Annotated in this window: 15 protein-coding genes; 11 read left to right on the forward strand and 4 right to left on the reverse strand. The window is 46.7% G+C overall.

What is annotated here, in order from left to right; all coding sequences use genetic code 11:
* The first annotated feature begins 63 nt into the window (after positions 1-63).
* Genes MHB78_RS23775 through MHB78_RS23785 form a run of 3 tightly spaced genes read left to right on the forward strand, consistent with a single transcriptional unit; the run spans position 64 to position 3727 of the window.
* Positions 64-1251: a galactokinase gene (locus MHB78_RS23775; protein ID WP_046130556.1), complete on the forward strand. Its 1188-nt coding sequence runs from the start codon at positions 64-66 to the stop codon at positions 1249-1251.
* Positions 1248-2243 carry a UDP-glucose 4-epimerase GalE gene (gene galE, locus MHB78_RS23780; protein ID WP_046130557.1) on the forward strand — a complete coding sequence of 332 codons (996 nt, stop codon included), beginning with the start codon at positions 1248-1250 and terminating at the stop codon, positions 2241-2243. The genes MHB78_RS23775 and galE overlap by 4 nt, the downstream gene beginning before the upstream one ends.
* A 2-nt stretch (positions 2244-2245) precedes the next feature.
* Positions 2246-3727: a UDP-glucose--hexose-1-phosphate uridylyltransferase gene (locus tag MHB78_RS23785; protein WP_046130558.1), complete on the forward strand. Its 1482-nt coding sequence runs from the start codon at positions 2246-2248 to the stop codon at positions 3725-3727.
* Between the two features lie 26 nt (positions 3728-3753).
* On the opposite strand, the gene MHB78_RS23790 is transcribed toward MHB78_RS23785, so the two are convergent.
* A complete protein-coding gene (locus MHB78_RS23790; protein ID WP_046130559.1) occupies positions 3754-4920 on the reverse strand; it encodes an ROK family transcriptional regulator in 1167 nt (388 codons plus the stop codon).
* A gap of 489 nt (positions 4921-5409) precedes the next feature.
* On the opposite strand from MHB78_RS23790, the gene MHB78_RS23795 reads away from it, so the two are divergent.
* From MHB78_RS23795 to adhE, 5 genes are all read left to right on the forward strand, one after another.
* Positions 5410-6141 (forward strand): GntR family transcriptional regulator, encoded by a 732-nt coding sequence (locus tag MHB78_RS23795; protein ID WP_046130560.1) that lies wholly within the window; start codon positions 5410-5412, stop codon positions 6139-6141.
* On the forward strand, positions 6134-7672 hold the full coding sequence (gntK, locus tag MHB78_RS23800; protein ID WP_046130561.1) for a gluconokinase: 1539 nt from the start codon (positions 6134-6136) through the stop codon (positions 7670-7672). Before MHB78_RS23795 ends, gntK begins: the two co-directional genes overlap by 8 nt.
* A gap of 19 nt (positions 7673-7691) precedes the next feature.
* Positions 7692-9038: a GntP family permease gene (locus MHB78_RS23805; RefSeq protein ID WP_046130562.1), complete on the forward strand. Its 1347-nt coding sequence runs from the start codon at positions 7692-7694 to the stop codon at positions 9036-9038.
* Between the two features lie 22 nt (positions 9039-9060).
* Entirely contained in the window at positions 9061-10467 is a 1407-nt protein-coding gene (gnd, locus tag MHB78_RS23810) for a decarboxylating NADP(+)-dependent phosphogluconate dehydrogenase (protein ID WP_046130563.1), read from the forward strand.
* A gap of 381 nt (positions 10468-10848) precedes the next feature.
* Entirely contained in the window at positions 10849-13452 is a 2604-nt protein-coding gene (adhE, locus tag MHB78_RS23815; protein ID WP_046130564.1) for a bifunctional acetaldehyde-CoA/alcohol dehydrogenase, read from the forward strand.
* A 17-nt stretch (positions 13453-13469) separates the two neighbouring features.
* Here the strand turns inward: adhE and MHB78_RS23820 are convergent, their stop codons facing one another.
* A complete protein-coding gene (locus tag MHB78_RS23820) occupies positions 13470-14099 on the reverse strand; it encodes a hypothetical protein (protein WP_046130565.1) in 630 nt (209 codons plus the stop codon).
* Positions 14100-14369: 270 nt separating this feature from the next.
* On the opposite strand from MHB78_RS23820, the gene ahpC reads away from it, so the two are divergent.
* Complete coding sequence (gene ahpC / locus MHB78_RS23825) at positions 14370-14933, forward strand: alkyl hydroperoxide reductase subunit C (RefSeq protein WP_046130566.1); 564 nt, start codon at positions 14370-14372, stop codon at positions 14931-14933.
* A gap of 13 nt (positions 14934-14946) precedes the next feature.
* Entirely contained in the window at positions 14947-16476 is a 1530-nt protein-coding gene (gene ahpF / locus MHB78_RS23830) for an alkyl hydroperoxide reductase subunit F (protein ID WP_046130567.1), read from the forward strand.
* 100 nt (positions 16477-16576) lie between these two features.
* Here ahpF and bglA read toward each other — a convergent pair whose 3' ends face one another.
* Positions 16577-18016, reverse strand: a complete 1440-nt coding sequence (bglA, locus tag MHB78_RS23835; protein ID WP_046130568.1) for a 6-phospho-beta-glucosidase BglA — start codon at positions 18014-18016, stop codon at positions 16577-16579.
* Between the two features lie 15 nt (positions 18017-18031).
* Complete coding sequence (locus tag MHB78_RS23840) at positions 18032-19888, reverse strand: beta-glucoside-specific PTS transporter subunit IIABC (protein ID WP_046130569.1); 1857 nt, start codon at positions 19886-19888, stop codon at positions 18032-18034.
* A 149-nt stretch (positions 19889-20037) separates the two neighbouring features.
* Between MHB78_RS23840 and MHB78_RS23845 the strand changes: the two genes are divergently transcribed.
* Positions 20038-20745: a GntR family transcriptional regulator gene (locus MHB78_RS23845; RefSeq protein WP_046130570.1), complete on the forward strand. Its 708-nt coding sequence runs from the start codon at positions 20038-20040 to the stop codon at positions 20743-20745.
* Positions 20746-20855 lie beyond the last annotated feature (110 nt).

Genomic DNA, 20855 nt, shown 5'->3' on the forward strand with positions numbered 1-20855 from the left:
TTGGATTAACTTAATTAAATTAATTTATTAAGTTTGGCCAATGTCAAAATAATAGGAGGAATTATGAATACTGCTTCTTCTTTATTAAACGAATTTCGTTCTATTTTTGGTACGGCAAAGACGCCCAGAACTTTTTTTGCCCCGGGGAGAATCAACTTGATCGGCGAGCATACGGATTACAACGGAGGTCATGTCTTCCCCGCTTCTATTTCGTATGGTACGTATGCGCTTGGTGTGAAGCGGGACGATTCGAAAATCCGTTTTTACTCGATGAATTTTCCCGACGCCGGAGTCATTGAATGCGACCTGTCCGATTTAGCTTTTGACACATCTCACAAGTGGGCAAATTATCCGAAGGGCATGTTTCTTTTTATGAAAGAAGCGGGCTGCAGCATTTCTCACGGCGCTGATATTTTGTATTACGGAAATATTCCGCACGGAGCCGGGCTCTCTTCTTCTGCCTCGATTGAACTTGCAACAGGCGTTCTGTTGAACGGACTTTTTGAATTGAATATGGAACCCGTACCCATGATTAAACTTGGACAAAAAGTAGAAAACGAATACATCGGCCTCAACAGCGGAATCATGGATCAATTCGCAATCGGCATGGGGAAAAAGGATCATGCCATCCTCTTGAACTGCAGCACGCTGGAATACAAATACGCACCGGTCGTATTGAATGACCATGTGATTCTGATCATCAATACGAATAAGCGGCGCGATCTGGCAGGCTCCAAGTACAATGAAAGGCGCACCCAATGCGAAGCGGCGCTGAGCGATTTGCAAAAGGAGAGAGCCATCGAAAGCCTCGGCGAATTGACAATCGGGGAATTCGACGCCTTCCAACACCTGATCCGCGATGATATCAATCGAAAACGCGCCAGGCATGCCGTATATGAAAACGCCCGGACTTTAGATGCGCTGGAAAAGCTTCGAGAAGGCGATCTCATCGGTTTTGGCAAGCTGATGAACGAGTCTCATCTATCCTTAAAACACGATTATGAAGTAACAGGACTTGAGCTTGATACGATTGTAGAAACCGCTTGGGACCAGCCGGGAGTGCTGGGCGCCCGCATGACCGGAGCCGGATTCGGCGGCTGCGCGATTGCGATCGTTGAGAAGGAAAAAGCTGATGATGTAAAGAAAAGCATTCATGCCGTATACCGTGAAAAGGTAGGATATGAGCCGGCGTTTTATACAGCAGAGATTAGCGACGGTGCAAAAGAAATCGAGAAAGGAGCATTCATATGAGCGTGTTGGTTTTAGGCGGAGCCGGCTATATCGGTTCACATGCCGTCTATCAGCTAATTGACAAAGGTGAAAGCGTTGTAATCGTTGATAATCTTGAAACGGGCCAAAGAAAAGCCGTACACCCCGAGGCTCATTTTTATGAAGGAGACGTGCGCGACATCGATTATCTTCGTTCGGTTTTTCAAAAAGAACAGATCGATGATGTGATCCATTTCGCCGCTAATTCGCTTGTCGGCGAATCGATGAAGCATCCCCTCAAATACTTTGATAACAATGTGTATGGGACGCAGGTTCTGCTTCAGGTCATGATCGAATACGGGGTGAAGAACATCGTGTTCTCCTCGACCGCGGCCGTCTATGGGGAACCCGAATCTGTACCGATTACAGAGGAGATGCCGGCCGTTCCGACCAGTACGTACGGGGAAACGAAGCTGATCATGGAGAAGTTGATCAAGCGGACTGACGAAGCCCACGGCATCAACTATGTCTCTCTGCGCTATTTTAATGTCGCAGGAGCAAGGGAAACGGGGGATATCGGCGAAGACCACCGCCCTGAAACACACCTCGTCCCGATTATATTGCAGACGACTCTCGGACAAAGATCACACATTACCATTTTCGGCGGCGATTATGACACTCCCGACGGAACCTGCATCCGCGACTACGTCCATGTTGAAGACCTGATCGATGCCCACTTGTTGGCATTGGATTACTTGCGAAACGGCGGCAAAAGCGACGTATTCAACCTCGGAAGCAGCCGGGGTTTTTCGGTAAAAGAAATGATCGATGCCGCAAGAACGGTAACAGGCAGAGAGATCCCCGCGAACATCGGCGACCGGAGAGCCGGCGATCCAAGCATTTTAATAGCAGGCTCCTCTAAAGCAAAACGAGTGCTCGGCTGGAAACCGTCGCGCACGTCCGTCGCCAAAATCATCGAAGACGCCTGGAAATGGCATTCCTCACATCCACACGGCTACGGAAAGGGAGAGTAACATTGGTTTACAAATATATTGAGAGCCTTATTCAAAAAGCGCTTGCAGCGGAATTAATCGAACCGGCCGACGTCAATTACGCGCGAAATCAAGTATTGAACCAGCTCGGGCTGGCGTCGTTCCCCGAAGAGAAGATTGAAACAATCGATGAATCCATTCCCGACCTGCTTGAAAGCTTAATCGCATGCGCCGTCAAACAGGGCGTTATAACAGACGCCCCGGAGGCGAAAGAAATATTGTCGGCAAATATCATGAATTGCTTTGTCGCAAGACCTTCCGTGATCAATGCGATTTTCAACCAAAAGTATCAGCAATCGCCCCTTGCGGCAACCGGCTATTTTTACCGTCTCAGCAAAAACAGCAATTACATCCAAACGAAGCAGATCGCCAAAAATATTTCTTATCAAGCGGACACCTTCTACGGTCAAATGGATATTACGATCAATTTGTCAAAGCCCGAAAAAGACCCTGAACAAATCAAACGGGAGCGCGCGGCAAAGCAGGCAGGGAGCTACCCGAAATGCCTGTTGTGCAAGGAAAATGAAGGATACGCAGGGCGTCTTGGACATCCGGCGCGGGCCAGCCACAGGATCATCAGGATTCCGCTGCTTGAGGAAAATTGGTATTTTCAATATTCGCCGTACGCGTATTATACCGAACATAGCATTTTGTTTTCCGAAGAGCACCGCGAGATGAAAATCGACAAAAATGCATTTAAACGATTGCTCGTGTTTACCGACAAATTTCCGCATTATTTCATCGGGTCAAATGCCGATTTGCCGATCGTCGGAGGATCGATCCTTAGCCACGACCATTACCAGGCCGGACGCTACGAGTTTGCCATGACCCGCGCGGATGATGCATTTTCGTTTCAATTGAAGAAACATCCGGAGATTGCAGCTTCTGTTTTAAAATGGCCGATGTCGGTCATCCGCTTAAAAGGAAGAGAAATCGACCGCCTTACCGATGCAGCGGGTGACATTCTGCACGCTTGGAAAAACTACTCGGATGCACAAGCAGACGTCCTTGCGTTTACTGGTGACACGCCGCATAACACGATTACACCAATTGCGAGAAACAGAAGCGGGATATTTGAACTCGATCTCGTTCTGAGAAACAACCGGACTTCAGCTCAACATCCGCTCGGCATTTTTCATCCGCATGCAGACGTTCACCATATCAAAAAGGAAAATATCGGCTTGATCGAGGTCATGGGGCTGGCCGTTCTGCCGCCGAGGCTGAAAGACGAGTTGGCGGCGGTCAAGGAATTTCTGTCAGGCCGTCCAAGCGGCGTGGAACCGTATCACGAGGAATGGGCCGAACAGCTGAAAGATCAATACGGGACGGTTTCCGACCCCAAAGAGGCTGAATCGATCGTAAGGGAAGAACTCGGAAAGAAATTTGTAAAAGCGCTCGAAGACGCAGGGGTATTAAAAGACCGTGAGGCTTACCTCCGGTTTATTGATACGGTCAATAAAGGCTGAACCTTTAAGCTTGGTTCAGCCTTTTTTCAAACCGGATCAAATAATTCGATTAACAGCAAGGAAACGGCGCCGAGCAGTGTCGCATCATCGCCAAGCTGGGTGACGGCCACCTTTGTCTGCTTCGCTTCGGCTGTCAACGCCCGCTGCTGAATCGTCTCAAGAATCGCCGGCATCATGAATTTCTCGCTCTTCATGACCCCGCCTCCAAGCACAATTTTGTTCGGATTCACGAGATGAATGAGGTTGATTAAGCCGATCCCGATCATCCTGCCCGTTTCGCGGAACAGGTCAATGCAAGCCTCGCTGCCGTTTTGCGCCAAATCGAATATTTCTTTAGCCGTAAGGCGGGCGTCACTGTCCGTTATCCGCTTTTTCCCCCGTTCGGCAATTGCAGGGCCGCTTATGACCGTTTGAAGGCAGCCCCGGTTGCCGCACTCGCAAGTGTCGCCGTTGACATCAACGATCATATGGCCAAATTCTCCGGCGATTCCGTGTGCCCCATGATACAGTTTTCCGTTCATCACAACACCTGCACCAACGCCGCGACCGATGTTGACGGCAACCATGCTGCCGTCGTCGCCGTGGCCGCCAAACCACGATTCGCCCAATGCCATCGCCCGCGCATCGTTTTCGACCTTTACCGTAAAGCCAAACTCTTCTTCAAGCGCTTCTTTGATCGGGACGTCGGTTAAATGCAAAATAGGCGCGACGAGCGAAGTCCCCGTTTCAACGTCGACCACCCCGTGCATCGCGATCCCGATTCCGATGATTTTTTCCTGATCGGCATTGGAAAGACGCAAGATGGTATAGATATTTTCCTTTAGAATGCTGATAAACTGCTCATTTGTTAACGGTTTTTTCAGCAAACTTGACGTTCGGTGAAAAATCTCGCCGGTTAAATCGGTTAGTATACATTCCACCGTCTCGGGCCCCGCATCGACCCCAATCACGTAAAACGCGCCGCTGTTGATATGCAGCATCGTCGGCTTCCGCCCGCCGCTCGAATGGCCGAGTGCGCTCTCTGTGACCAGGCCCTGCTCTATCAGCTCTTTGACAATGCTGCTGACCGTAGGCGGCGTGATGCCCGTTTCTTTGGCGATTTGCGCCCGTGAAATAGGTTCCGACGTACGAATTTTATTTAAAATGATCGATTTATTGACTGATTTCATTAATTGAAATGTGCCGCGCTGCATGGAAAACCTCCAAGTGAACATATCATTGAATTTATTGTAACATAATTAGTTAATTTAATTAATGAATGGATATTTATAATCAATTGCTAGTCCTTTAAAAAGGCTGTCGAAACCATTACAAGATTTCGCGACTTACTTGAGAGATCAGGACCTTTCTTGCTAATGAATTCTGAAGCACAGCCGCTATGCTCTCGAAAGTTTTAATTTTTAACCTTTCATAACCGAACCATTCATAAAAGCCCCCTTCCTTCCTTCCTTCCTTCCTGCTCCTTGCCTCCTATCAGCTTTGTGTATTCATTTTTCTATTATAATATTCGCCCTCCTCTACAACCTTTAATTTTACAATTAATATAGATTCTGGAATCACTTAAGTCTCCTCTTCTGGAAAAAAATTTTCGAAAAATTAGAAATGAAAGTGTTTGCACAAATATAAAATTAGAGTTATCATACTTGTATACAAGTATACTCATTGTGTGGGAAGGTGAGTTTATGATCGAATCAAATGACCTTTTATATCCCGTCAAATGGCTTTCAAAAGCTTCAACAGGGGTTCGCGTGGCGAGCGAACTGAGGATGCGGATTATTTCCGGAATGATTGAAAGCGGTACCATTCTGTCTGAAAATAAAATTGCTGCCGATTTTTCGGTAAGCCGCTCCCCCGTACGGGAGGCTCTGCGGACATTGGCAACCGAAAAAATCATCCGGCTGGAAAGAATGGGCGCAGTTGTCATCGGCCTAACGGAAAAAGAGATCAGAGAGATTTACGATGTCCGCCTTCTGATCGAGACATTCGTCTTTGAGCGGCTTGTCAGAATAGACACCGATCAGTTAGGCAAGGATCTTCGCAAGATACTGGAAATGATGAAAGTCTCGATCAAATACGAAGATGCTGATGAGTTCTCATATCAGGACGTTTTGTTCCATGAGACGATCGTCCGCTCCATCAATCATTCGTACATTCAGATGATATGGAATAATTTAAAACCCGTTATGGAGAGCTTTATTCTGTTGTCGATGCGGGCCCGTTTAAAAGAAAAATACGAAGATTTCACAAGAATTTTTGATAATCACGAGCTTTATATTCAAGCGATCGAAACGAAAGATCGGGCTTTGATGATAAAGTCCTTACATCAAAATTTTGATGATGTTCAAGATAAAGTAGAAGATCTTTGGCTGTCGCAACAAATGCTGACGAAGGGAGCTGAACAGGAAAATGACTAGTTACATGTTAGGCATCGATATCGGCACAACGAGCACGAAGGCCGTTTTATTCAGCGAAAACGGGGACGTGATCCAAAAAGAAAATATCGGCTATCCGCTTTACACACCGGATATCTCAACGGCTGAACAAAAGCCGGAAGAGATTTTTCAGGCGGTGATGCAAGCGGTTGCCGGCATCATGAAACATCACCAGAAAAAAAAGATATCATTTATTTCATTCAGCAGCGCCATGCACAGCGTCATTGCCATGGATGAAGACGGACGGCCGCTTACGCCCTGCATCACATGGGCGGACAACCGAAGCGAAGGCTGGGCGCGCAAAATCAAGGACGAATTGAACGGGCACGAAGTCTACAAACGGACCGGGACGCCGATTCATCCGATGTCGCCTTTAAGCAAAATTGCCTGGATTGTGCATGAACATCCTGAAATCGCTTCCAAGGCAAAAAAATATATCGGGATCAAAGAATACATCTTTCATAAACTTTTCGGTCAATACGTGGTCGATTATTCACTTGCTTCGGCCATGGGGATGATGAATCTCAAAAAGCTGGATTGGGATGAAGAAGCATTAACGATCGCAGGCATCACACCTGACCATTTATCTAAACTCGTGCCAACGACAGAGATCTTTCGCAGCTGCAACCCGGATATAGCGAGGCAGATGGGAATTGATCCGGAAACGCCTTTTGTCATCGGGGCAAGCGACGGCGTGCTGTCGAACCTTGGCGTCAATGCCATTAAGAAGGGCGAGATCGCAGTCACGATCGGGACAAGCGGCGCCATCCGCACGATCATCGACAAACCGCAAACCGACGAAAAAGGGCGAATCTTTTGCTACGCCTTGACGGAAAAGCATTGGGTCATCGGCGGTCCGGTTAACAATGGAGGAATCGTGCTTCGCTGGATCAGAGATGAATTTGCCTCTTCAGAAATCGAAACGGCGAAAAGACTGGGAATCGATCCATACGACGTGCTGACCAAAATCGCCGAGCGCGTAAGACCCGGTGCCGACGGCCTGCTGTTCCATCCATATCTCGCAGGCGAACGCGCTCCTTTATGGAATCCGGATGTGCGCGGTTCATTTTTCGGCCTGACCATGTCCCACAAAAAAGAGCACATGATCCGGGCCGCATTGGAAGGGGTCATCTACAATTTGTATACCGTATTTTTGGCGCTGACAGAATGTATGGACGGTCCCGTCGCAAAGATTCAAGCGACAGGGGGATTCGCGAGGTCTGCCGTTTGGCGGCAGATGATGGCCGATATATTCGAGTCTGAAGTCGTCGTTCCGGAAAGCTATGAAAGCTCCTGTCTCGGCGCGTGCATTTTAGGTCTGTACGCCATGGGAAAAATCGAATCTTTCGATGTCGCATCCGGCATGATCGGCAGCACCAACCGGCATACGCCAATTGAAGCTTCGGCGAAAGAGTACCGGAAATTGATGCCGATTTTCATCAATTTATCAAGATCATTGGAAAACGAGTATGCACAAATTGCAAACTATCAAAGAAGCTTAATAAACGAATAAAGGGAATGGAGGCGCTATCATGCCATTAATCATTGTAGCAATCGGGATTGTCGTATTATTGCTGTTCATTATGGGATTAAAACTTAACACTTTTCTTTCCTTAATCATCGTTTCGTTCGGCGTTGCTTTAGCGCTCGGCATGCCGCTTGACAAAATCGTCAGCACGATTGAGGAAGGATTGGGCGGAACGCTCGGACACATCGCTTTGATTTTTGGACTCGGCGCCATGCTTGGCAAACTGATCGCAGATTCAGGGGGCGCGCAGCGCATTGCAATGACTCTCGTCAATAAATTCGGCGAAAAAAATATCCAATGGGCGGTCGTGATCGCCTCATTCATTATCGGTGTGGCTTTATTCTTTGAAGTAGGACTGGTATTATTAATTCCGATTGTATTCGCGATCTCAAGAGAATTAAAAATTTCAATTCTGTTCCTCGGCATCCCGATGGCGGCCGCCTTATCCGTCACGCACGGCTTCCTGCCGCCGCATCCGGGGCCGACGGCGATCGCCGGGGAATACGGGGCAAACATCGGGGAAGTACTACTGTACGGCTTCATTATCGCAGTTCCGACGGTGCTGATCGCCGGACCTGTATTTACGAAGCTTGCGAAAAAAATCGTACCCGATTCGTTTACGAGAACAGGAAATATCGCGTCTTTAGGCGAGCAGAAAACGTTCAAACTTGAAGATACGCCCGGTTTCGGAATCAGCGTGTTCACAGCAATGCTTCCGGTCATCATCATGTCCATTTCTACGATCATTACGCTGCTTCAAGAAACGATGGGGTTTGCAGATAATAGCATTCTTGCAGGTATTCGTTTGATCGGCAATGCATCTACGTCAATGATCATTTCTTTATTAGTCGCGGTTTATACGATGGGCATCGCCAGGAACATTCCGATTAGAACGGTAATGGATTCCTGTTCGACAGCCATTTCGCAAATCGGGATGATGCTGTTGATCATCGGGGGCGGCGGCGCCTTCAAACAAGTATTAATCAACGGCGGGGTAGGCGACTACGTGGCCGAATTGTTCAAAGGCACGTCGATGTCGCCGATCCTGCTTGCCTGGTTAATCGCGGCGATCCTGCGCATTTCTTTAGGCTCCGCCACAGTCGCAGCCTTATCGACGACGGGGCTCGTCATTCCGATGCTTGGACATTCTGACGTCAACCTTGCCTTGGTCGTGCTCGCTACCGGGGCCGGAAGTGTAATCGCTTCCCATGTGAATGATGCCGGATTCTGGATGTTCAAAGAGTACTTCGGTTTAAGCATGAAAGAAACATTTGCGACATGGACATTGCTCGAAACGATCATCGCTGTAGCCGGATTAGGATTTACGTTATTGCTAAGTCTATTTGTATAACATTATTGAAGGAGCTGGAATTATGGTCAATACAATTGGCGTCATCGGCCTTGGAGTGATGGGCAGCAATATTGCCTTGAACATGGCCGGCAAAGGGGAGCAAGTCGCCGTCTACAATTACACAAGGGATTTAACTGATAAACTGATGGAGAAAATTGAAGGACAGCCTCTCAGCCCGTACTACGAGCTGAAGGATTTCGTCCAGTCTTTAGAAAAGCCGCGGAAAATCTTTCTCATGGTAACAGCGGGCAAAGCGGTCGATTCAGTGATCGATTCATTAGTGCCGCTGCTTGAAGAAGGCGATGTCATCATGGACGGAGGCAACTCCCACTACGAAGATACAGAACGAAGATACGACAGGCTGAAGTCTGAAGGAATCGGCTATTTGGGAATCGGCATTTCCGGCGGCGAAGTCGGAGCGTTAACAGGTCCTTCGATCATGCCCGGGGGAGATCGGGACGTCTATGAAAAAGCTGCTCCGATCTTGACAAAAATCGCAGCCCAAGTCGGCAATGATCCTTGCTGCACCTACATCGGGCCGAAAGGAGCCGGACACTTCGTGAAAATGGTCCATAACGGGATCGAATACGCGGATATGCAGCTGATCGCAGAAGCCTATACATTTTTAAGAGAAAAACTGCAGCTGTCCATCGATGAAATCGCCGACATTTTTGAAACGTGGAATCAAGGCGAACTGAAAAGCTATTTAATCGAAATCACTGCCGAAATTTTAAGGAAAAAGGATGACCGGACAGGCGGTCCGCTGATCGACGTCATCCTTGATAAAACAGGCCAAAAAGGCACAGGCAAATGGACGAGCATGCAGGCGATCGACAACGGCATTCCGTCGTCCATTATCACGGAATCGCTATTCGCCCGCTACCTGTCATCTTTAAAAGAAGAGCGGGTGGCTGCGGAAAAAATTCTCGCCGGTCCGGCGGAAGAAGACTGGCATCTGGATAAAAACGTGTGGATCGACTACGTCAGACAGGCATTATATATGGGAAAAGTGTGCGCCTATGCACAAGGCTTCGCCCAGTATAAAATGACATCAGAGCTTTACGGATGGAACCTGAAGCTTTCGGACATCGCTCTGATCTTCCGCGGCGGCTGCATCATCCGCGCCGAATTTTTAAACCTGATCAGCGAAGCGTACAACGAGCAGCCCGACCTGTCAAACTTATTGATCGCACCTTTCTTTGCAGAAAAGCTCAAAGACTACCAGACAGGACTTCGGAAAGTCGTCTGCGAAGGTATCACTTCAGGCATCTCGTTCCCAGCCTTGAGCACCGCTCTATCTTATTATGACGGCTACCGGACGGGCCGCTCGAACGCCAGCCTGCTGCAGGCACAGCGCGATTACTTCGGCGCCCATACGTATGAGCGGACAGATATCGAAGGTGTGTTTCACACAGAATGGAATGAGTAAGCTTTTTTGAAATAAAACTGCACCCGATTGTGTTAACAATCGGAAGTGCAGTTTTTATTATTTTAAAATAGTTTTTTGATGACTTATGATCTAGTCGTGCTAATCGAAAGCGCTTTCCAAAAAATACACTCTTAAGTAAATATTCCCGTTTTTACTCATGTTTCATACTTTGTTCAACATTTCACAAATTATTATATTAAATCCGTGCTATGATAAGATTCATAAAAAACAAGGAGTGAGGTGTCATGAGGAACTTTATATTCTCACAGCAAATCCCCATATCGCCATAAAAATTTTTAACACCATTTGTGAAATATTTCACAAACCTAAGCCGTTGCACTCTTTTCGGAAAATCCTATCACTTCATTGGAGGGTTATACAATGGCAGTTGAAGAAAAGGAAATTAAACAAAAAATAAACGTTTCAAAAATGATTGACCGTTTAGTCGACAAGGGTCTTAAAGCATTGGAAGAATTCCGCAGGTTTGATCAGGAACAGATCGATGATATCGTCAAACAGATGGCGCTTGCCGGCCTTGATCAGCATATGCACCTTGCCAAGCTTGCTGTAGAGGAAACAAAACGCGGCGTATACGAAGATAAGATCATTAAAAACATGTTTGCCACAGAGTATGTCTATCACAATATCAAATACGACAAAACCGTCGGAATCATCAGCGAAAATGAACACGACGGAGTCATTGAAATTGCCGAGCCTGTCGGCGTCATCGCAGGGGTTACGCCGGTGACAAATCCTACTTCCACGACCATGTTCAAATCCCTGATCTCGATAAAAACAAGAAATCCAATCGTGTTTGCTTTCCATCCATCCGCTCAAAAATGCAGCATTGAAGCTGCAAGGATTTTGAGGGATGCGGCCGTTCAAGCAGGGGCGCCTGAACATTGCATTCAGTGGATCGAAACGCCGTCGCGCGAAGCAACCCAAGCTTTGATGACTCATCCGAAGATTTCCCTGATTCTTGCCACAGGAGGGGCCGGAATGGTGAAAGCCGCTTACAGCTCAGGCAAACCGGCTCTCGGCGTCGGACCGGGAAACGTCCCATGCTACATTGAGAGATCTGCGAACTTGAAACAAGCCGTCAACGACCTGATCTTATCAAAAACGTTTGACAATGGAATGATTTGTGCTTCAGAACAGGCAGTCATTATCGATAAAGACGTTTATTCAGACGTGAAAAGAGAACTCACTTCCAACAATTGCTATTTATTAAATGAGGCGGAAATAGCAAAATTGGAAAAATTGGTTATCAACGAAACGACCTGTGCGGTAAACCCTGACATCGTCGGAATGCCGGCTTATAAAATCGCCGAAATGGCCGGTATAAAGGTTCCGGAGGATACAAAAATCCTCGTCGCCGAATTAAAAGGCGTAGGACCGGAATACCCGCTTTCAAGGGAAAAATTAAGTCCTGTGTTAGCCTGCTACAAAGTAAGCGGACTCCAGGAAGGGTTAAAACGGGCCGAAGAAATGCTGGAATTCGGCGGCATCGGACACTCCGCGGTCATCCATACCAGCGACCGTGAAGCCATTGAGCAATTCGGTTTACGGATGAAAGCCGGGCGGATCATCGTCAACGCGCCGTCTTCCCAAGGAGCGATCGGCGATATTTATAATGCCTACATGCCTTCCTTGACGCTCGGATGCGGCACTTACGGCGGGAACTCCGTTTCGACAAACGTGGGTGCGGTTCATTTAATCAATACGAAAAAAGTGGCAAAGAGGAATGTCAATATGCAATGGTTTAAAGTACCGCCAAAAATTTATTTTGAAAAACATGCAACGCAATATTTAGCAAAAATGCCGAATATCTCAAAAGCGTTTATCGTGACAGACCCGGGAATGGTGAAGCTTGGATACGTCGACCGCGTCCTTCACTATTTAAGAAAACGCCCGGATTACGTTCATTGCGACATTTTCTCCGACGTAGAACCTGATCCATCAATCGAAACGGTGATGAACGGCGCCCTGGCGATGGCCAAATTCCAGCCTGACGTCATCATCGCGCTTGGCGGAGGCTCTGCAATGGACGCCGCAAAAGGAATGTGGATGTTCTATGAGCACCCTGATGCTGAATTCTTTGATTTAAAGCAAAAATTCTTAGACATCCGCAAGCGCATCGTCAAATATCCGCCATTAGGCGAAAAAGCAAAATTCGTTGCCATTCCGACGACATCCGGCACCGGCTCTGAAGTTACCTCATTCTCCGTCGTTACAGATAAAGAGGCGAATACGAAATACCCATTGGCCGACTATGAACTAACGCCGGATGTGGCGATCATTGATCCGCAGTTTGTCATGACCGTGCCTAAGCATATCACGGCTGATACCGGAATGGACGTCTTGACGCATGCGATTGAATCCTATGTATCCTGCATGGCCAACGACTATACTGACGGCTTGGCAATGAAAGCCATCCAGCTTGTATTTGAATACTTGCCGAGAGCGTACAAAAACGGCAGCGACGAAATCGCCCGCGAAAAGATGCACAATGCATCAACAATCGCCGGCATGGCATTCTCAAATGCGTTCCTGGGCATTAACCACAGCCTGGCCCATAAATTAGGCGCGGAGTTTCACATCGCCCACGGACGCGCAAATGCCGTGCTTCTCCCGCACGTCATTCGCTACAATGCGGCTAAACCGACAAAATTCACGGCATTCCCGAAATACAATCATTTCGTAGCCGATCAGCGCTATGCGGAAATCGCCAGAACGCTCGGCTTGCCGGCCAAAACAACCGAAGAAGGCGTCGAAAGTCTGATCCAGGCCGTCATCTCGCTTGCCAAAGAGCTTGATATCCCGATGAGCCTCAAACAAAACGGCATAGATGCCGCTGAATTTGAAAGCAAGATCGATATCATGGCAGACCGGGCCTTTGAGGACCAATGCACAACAGCCAATCCAAAGCTTCCGCTAGTATCCGAATTGGCTGAAGTGTACCGCTCTGCATTTAAAGGCGTTTAGAGATTCCAGAGCCATCCTTAAGAGGATGGCTCTTCCGTTAAGGAGCCGATCCATACATTTCCCGCCTTCACTTTATACAACACGTCATGATCGTAAGTCACTTTTTGATAAGAAGCGTCTTTTATATCGAGAATATCTTCCCGGGCGATAAGCCCGGCTGCCGCGTCTTCCTCCATTTCTGAAAGCCAGCAGTGGTGAGCATCAATATGCAGCTGCCAATCAAAACGGTTCAGCTCGTGTTGCAGCGGTTCAAATCGTTTCATAGGGAACGATTGACCTCTTTTCTGCTTGTCAAAAGCACCGCTGTAAAAATCGATCGCTTCTTTATAGACGACCACAATCTGCGACCTGATAAAATCGTGTTCAAACAGCCAGATTTTCAAATAGAAATCTTCATTCTCGGCCTCCATTTGCCTGTGCCATTCATCATAAACATCAATCATGGCTCTTACTAACAAACGGCTATACCAAACAGGAGGATTCACGTTTGGAATACCGTAAAAAGGGTATATCCACAGTTTTGCATAATCCCTGTGACGGTCTCTGACATGCTCCATATCCAGCCGAAGATGACGCTCCTTCCACACGTCAATTTTTCTTTTATGCCTTTTCCAGCCCCTGATTTTTTTCTTTGTTGATCTGTACATATCATCCCTCTTGTAACCTCAAATACACTTACTAATTGAGAATCATAATTTTTAACACGATTGTAACAATTAAAGCTGAAACCCGGTACAACCCTTTCACTTCGCAAGATAAAACAGAAACAGATGCAGAAATAAACATAAAAATATAGTTTTTCTGCCTTGACAAATAAAATATATTATTTAATAATTTGTACATGATTAGAATTATTTTAGATAACTAAAGTTTTAACTTTTGTTATTTATTACATTAACATATAGGAGGACGATATTATGTCTCTAATCGGAAAAGAAGTAAAACCATTTGCAGCGAAAGCTTACAAAAACGGTGAGTTTATCGATGTAACACACGAGGATCTGAAAGGTCAATGGAGCATTTTCTGCTTCTATCCGGCAGATTTCTCATTCGTATGCCCAACTGAGCTTGAAGATCTGCAAAACCATTACGCTGCCCTAAAAGAGCTTGGCGTTGAAGTGTACTCTGTTTCTACTGACACTCACTTCGTACACAAAGGCTGGCATGACAGCTCTGAAAAAATCGGCAAAATTACTTACGCGATGATCGGTGACCCGTCTCAAACGATCTCCCGCAACTTTGAAGTACTTAACGAAGAAGAAGGACTTGCTGACCGCGGAACATTCATCATCGATCCAGACGGCGTGATCCAAGCTGTTGAAATCAACGCCGGCGGTATCGGCCGTGATGCAAGCATCCTGATCAACAAAGTCAAAGCGGCACAATACGTTCGCCAAAACCCAGGTGAAGTTTGCCCGGCTAAATGGGAAGAAGGTTCTGAAACCCTTACGCCAAGCCTTGACCTGGTAGGCAAAATCTAAGGAGTGCATTCAATTGGTACTTGAAGCAAATATCAAAGCACAATTAAACCAATACATGCAGCTAATTGAGAATGACATTGTTCTCAAAGTTAGCGCAGGCGAAGATGACGTCTCAAAGGATATGCTGGCTCTCGTTGAAGAGCTGGCATCCATGTCATCCAAAGTCACTGTCGAAAAAGCGCAATTAAACAGAACGCCAAGCTTCAGCGTCAATCGTGCCGGAGAAGAAACCGGCATCACATTCGCCGGTGTACCGCTCGGACACGAATTCACTTCATTAGTGCTGGCGCTTTTGCAAGTGAGCGGAAGACCGCCTAAAGTCGATCAAAAAATCATCGATCAAATCAAAAACATCAGCGGCGAATACCACTTTGAATCTTATATCAGCCTGACGTGCCACAACTGCCCCGACGTTGTCCAAGCTTTGAACATGATGAGCGTGCTCAACCCGAATATCACACACACCATGATCGACGGCGCGGCATACAAATCTGAAGTTGAAAGCAAAAACATCATGGCAGTGCCGACCGTATTCCTGAACGGCGAATCATTCGGAAGCGGCCGCATGACAATCGAAGAGATTCTTGCGAAGATGGGCAGCGGCACAGACACCTCTGAGCTTTCTGACAAAGATCCGTTCGATGTCCTTGTCGTCGGCGGCGGTCCGGCCGGTGCAAGCGCAGCGATCTATGCGGCCCGCAAAGGCATCCGCACAGGCATTGTCGCTGAACGCTTCGGCGGTCAGGTCCTTGACACGATGAGCATCGAGAACTTCATCAGCGTAAAACGCACCGAAGGACCGAAGCTCGCAGCAAGTCTTGAAGAACACGTGAAGGATTATGATATTGACGTCATGAATCTTCAGCGCGCAAAACATCTCGAGAAAAAAGATCTGTTCGAGCTTGAACTCGAAAACGGCGCTGTTCTGAAAAGCAAAACCGTGATCCTTTCAACAGGAGCGCGCTGGCGCAATATCGGCGTACCCGGCGAACAAGAGTTCAAAAACAAAGGTGTCGCATACTGCCCTCACTGTGACGGACCATTGTTTGAAGGCAAAGACGTAGCCGTCATCGGCGGCGGCAACTCCGGAATCGAAGCAGCGATTGACCTCGCAGGCATCGTCAATCATGTCACTGTTCTTGAGTTTGCGCCGGAGCTGAAAGCTGACGAAGTTCTGCAAAAACGTCTCTACAGCCTCCCTAACGTGACTGTCGTGAAAAACGCACAGACAAAAGAAATCACAGGCGAAGAAAACGTAAACGGCATCACGTACGTAGACCGCGAAACTGGAGCGGAAAAACACGTCGAACTCCAAGGCGTCTTCGTCCAAATCGGTCTCGTACCAAACACGGAATGGCTGCCTGAAACCGTCGAACGCAACCGCATCGGCGAAATCGTAGTCGACAAACGCGGCGAAACAACCATCCCAGGCCTGTTCGCTGCAGGCGACTGCACAGACAGCCCGTATAACCAAATCATCATTTCGATGGGATCTGGTGCGAATGCTGCGTTAGGAGCGTTTGATTACCTGATTCGGAATTAATATAAAAAGCCGCTGTGCTGCTTCAATGGCAGTACCGCGGCTTTTTTAACATCTTAAAAACCCGAACAAAGCACGCTTCATTCGGGTCTAGATTCACGTATTACAACTCTTCGCCATTCGTCTGAATGACTTTTTTATACCACTCAAACGAATCCTTCTTATACCGCTTCATCGATCCGTTTCCTTCGTTGTCACGGTCGACATAAATCATGCCGTAGCGTTTTTTCATTTCGCCTGTTGTAAATGACACGATATCGATTATGCCCCAAGGGGTGTAGCCGATCAACTCGACGCCGTCGTAAATGACGGCTTTTTCTAATGCTTCAATATGCGATTTTAAATATTGAATTCTTTCCGGGTCATGGACAGTGCCGTCCTCTTCTAACGTATCGACGGCGCCAAAGCCGTTTTCGACGATGAATAACGGTATTTGATACCGGTCATAAAAACGGTTTAACGTATACCTCAATCCGGTCGGATCGATCGCCCAGCCCCAATCGCTCGATTTGATGTACGGATTTTCAACGCTGTTCGGCAATCCGCCGTTTACAACATCCCCCGTATTGTCGTTTTCTACATCGCTTTTAACAGTTGTCGACATGTAATAACTGAAGCCTAAATAATCGACCGTTCCATTTCTTAAAATCTCATCATCGCCGTCTTCGAACTTGATATTGTATCCTTCTCTTTCAAATTCTTTTAACGCATATCTTGGATAATAACCGCGGACCTGTACATCCGGGAAGAAATAGCGCTGTCTCATTTCCTCTTCGGCCAGCATCACATCTTCCGGATTGGACGAATAAGGATAAATCGGTACGTGTGACACCATGGCCCCGATTTGGAATTCAGGGTTGATTTCTTTTCCTTTTGCCACGGCCAATGCGCTTGCCACTAATTCGTGGTGCGCCGTTTGATACATGACTTCCTTGGCATTCTCGTTTTCTCCTACGATAACACCCGAATTTGTCCATAAAAACAGTGGATTGTTCACATCCATTTGGTTGTTAATCTCGTTAAATGTCATCCAGTATTTCACTTTATCTTTATACCGATTGAAACAAATTTCAGCGAACTTCACGAAGAAGTCTACGACTTTTCGATTTCTGAATCCCCCGTATTCCCTTGCCAAGTGCAGCGGCATTTCAAAGTGGGACAATGTAATGACCGGTTCAATTCCGTGTTTGAGCAATTCGTCAAACACATCGTCATAGAATTGCAGTCCTTCTTCATTAGGCTCAGCCTCATCACCTTTTGGGAAGATTCGGCTCCATCCGATCGATGTCCGCAAACATTTTAAGCCCATTTCGGCAAATAAAGCGATATCTTCCTTATACCGATGATAGAAATCGATAGCTTCGTGGTTCGGGTAAAATTCATTTTCTTCAATTGTGTCGGTGATTCTTCTCGGCACGCCGTGGGCGCCTGTAGTCATGACATCGACGACACTCGGTCCTTTGCCGCCTTGATCCCAGCCGCCTTCGAATTGGTGAGCAGCCAAAGCGCCGCCCCATAAGAAATCCTTCGGCATTTTCTCCATTTTTCATTCTCCTCCCTAGCTTACGACTGTAAATAATTTTTGGTCTAATGCACTTTCTTTAAGATCTTCGATGAGAATTTCCTGATATGCATGCGAATTGGTGATAATGACCGGGGTGATCGTTTTTAACCCTTTCCTTTCAATGAATTCTTTGTCGAATTCGGCAAGCACTTCACCTTTTTTGACTTTGTCCCCCTCTTTTATCTTTAAAGCAAAAGGCTTTCCGTCTAAAGTAACCGTATCCAATCCAATGTGCACAAGGACTTCAACGCCGGATGCCGAACGCAAGCCGATCGCATGCTTTGTAGGCGCTACCATAACGACCGTTCCGTCAAACGGAGCATACAGTTTATTATCGGATGGCTCAATCGCCAGCCCCTGTCCCATGGCACCTGAGCTGAACACTTCATCAGGAACCTTTGAAAGCGGAATGACCCTCCCGCTAAACGGTGCATAGACCGTTTCTTCATTGTTTGGTTCCGGCTTTTTCACAGGGGTTGCTGCATCTTCGCCATATCCGAAAATTTGAATCAATACAACCGGAAGAATAACAGCAATTGCAACTCCGATTAAAATTCCCCAAATCGACATGGGATACTTTTCGTTGATCCCATTCACGATCGTAAGCGGTCCCGGCAATCCGGCATAGGCAAAGTAATACGGATTAAAGAAACTTGCCGCTATCGCACCGATTGCGCCTGAAATACAGCCGAATATAAACGGCTTCTTAAACCTCAGCGTCACACCGTAAATCGCCGGTTCAGTAATGCCAAACAACCCTGTTACACCTGCGGAAACGCTTACTTTTCTCGTTTCCCGGCTTTTCGCTTTCAAAATCACCCCAAGCACCGCCCCGACTTGGGCAATAACGGCGATCGTTTGATATGCCTGAAATGAATCACGGCCGTATAAATCAAAATTCGCCAGCACCATCGGGGTGATTCCCCAGTGCACGCCAAAAATCACAATGACCTGCCAGAAGGCGCCGATAATCGCTCCTGCCACAGCCGGCGCGTGTTCTGCCAAGAAGTTATACCCATTGGCAATTCCGTTTGCTCCCAGCGTTGTCACGGGGCCGATTAATACAATCGTCAGCGGCACCATGATGACCATGCATAAAAACGGGACAAACAACGGTCTCACGACTTCGTTCATTTTCTTATTCAAAAACCTTTCAAGGTAGGACAAAATCCACACTAAAAATAACGGTGGAAGTACGGAAGACGTGTATGTCGTTTCGCTTAAGGCAACACCCAAGAAAGACATGCTCTTTCCATCTGCAATTTGAGCCGCCATGTCCGTCCATGTCTGGCTGACCAGAGCCGCGCAGCATGCCACTGCAATATATGTGTTTGTCTTAAAATGCTTTGATGCCGTAATCGCGATAAAAATCGGCAAGAAAGTGAACGGCGCCCATGATATAAAACTTAAAACCTGATAAGTCCCACTTTCAGCAAAACGATCAAAAAATAAATTGATAATGATTAACAACCCTTGCAAAATACCGGCGGCGGCCAAAATATACACAAATGGCGCAAACACGGCCGACATCGTTGCAATCACGCGATTCAAAACCGTTCCTTTATGTTCGCTTTGTTCATCAGACGTTTCGATGTTTACTAAACCCGTAAACTCCTCATAGACTTCACCGACATGCTGTCCAATTACAACTTGGAATTGACCGTTGTTTTCTACGACTGTAATAACGCCAGGCATCGATTTTACGATGTCTCTAGCTTTCGGATTCGACCGCTTCAGCACCAATCTGAGCCTCGTTGCACAACGCGTAACGCCGATCACGTTCCCTTCCCCGCCGACAGCCTCTAAAATATCTTTCGCAAGCTTCGTATAATCTCTCACTTTCCCCGACATTTTGACCCCCCCCTTAGTTTTTTTGTTTACGCTTACATTATAATTGTACCGGTCTAATTTTTCAATCACCAAACAATATATTTACGCATTCATTATTTTCGGTTGGGGTTTATGCTATAATTTTTGTAAAAAACTAATGAGGAATGCGTATGTTAAAGTACCAGCAAATCGCAGCGGAAATCGAAAAGTATATGGAAGACCACAATCTTCAACAAGGGGATAAACTGCCGGTATTGGAAACATTGATGGCTCAATTCGAAGTAAGCAAAAGCACGATTACGAAATCGTTAGACCTGTTGGAGAAAAAAGGGGTTATCTTTCAAGTCAGAGGCAGCGGCATTTTTGTCAGAAGGCATAAAAGAAAAGGTTATATCAGCCTGCTGTCCAATCAAGGGTTTAAAAAGGATCTTGAGGATTTTAACGTCACCTCAAAGGTCATTGAATTAGACGTAAGAAAACCGACAAAAGAAGCTGCCGAAAACTTGAACATCGGGCTCGACGATGATATCTACTATGTCAAAAGGGTCCGCTATATTAACGGACAAACGTTATGCTTTGAAGAATCGTATTACAATAAATCGATTATTACGTATTTGAACAAAGAAATCGTATCTGATTCCATATTCAATTACATCCGGGAAGGACTGGGGCTTAAAATCGGCTTTTCAGATTTATTCCTTCATGTCGGGCAGCTGAATGAGGAAGAAGCGAGGTATTTGGGATTGAAGACCGGATTGCCTAAGCTTTACGTGGAAAGCATCTTTCATTTAACGAACGGGCAGCCGTTTGATTTCTCCAGGATTTCGTATAACTATGAGCAGTCGCAGTTTGTGATTCAAGCGAATAGTTATGGATGATAAGGCATTTCTCCCAGGCTAATGCTTAACTAAAAATGGTGCAAGAGAACCTCTTTTCCTTGCACCCAAAACAAACTCAATCCACAATATTTACTAATTAATCATTTCAT

The sequence above is a fragment of the Bacillus sp. FSL K6-0138 genome (assembly GCF_037982765.1).
Taxonomy (GTDB): domain Bacteria; phylum Bacillota; class Bacilli; order Bacillales; family Bacillaceae; genus Bacillus; species Bacillus glycinifermentans.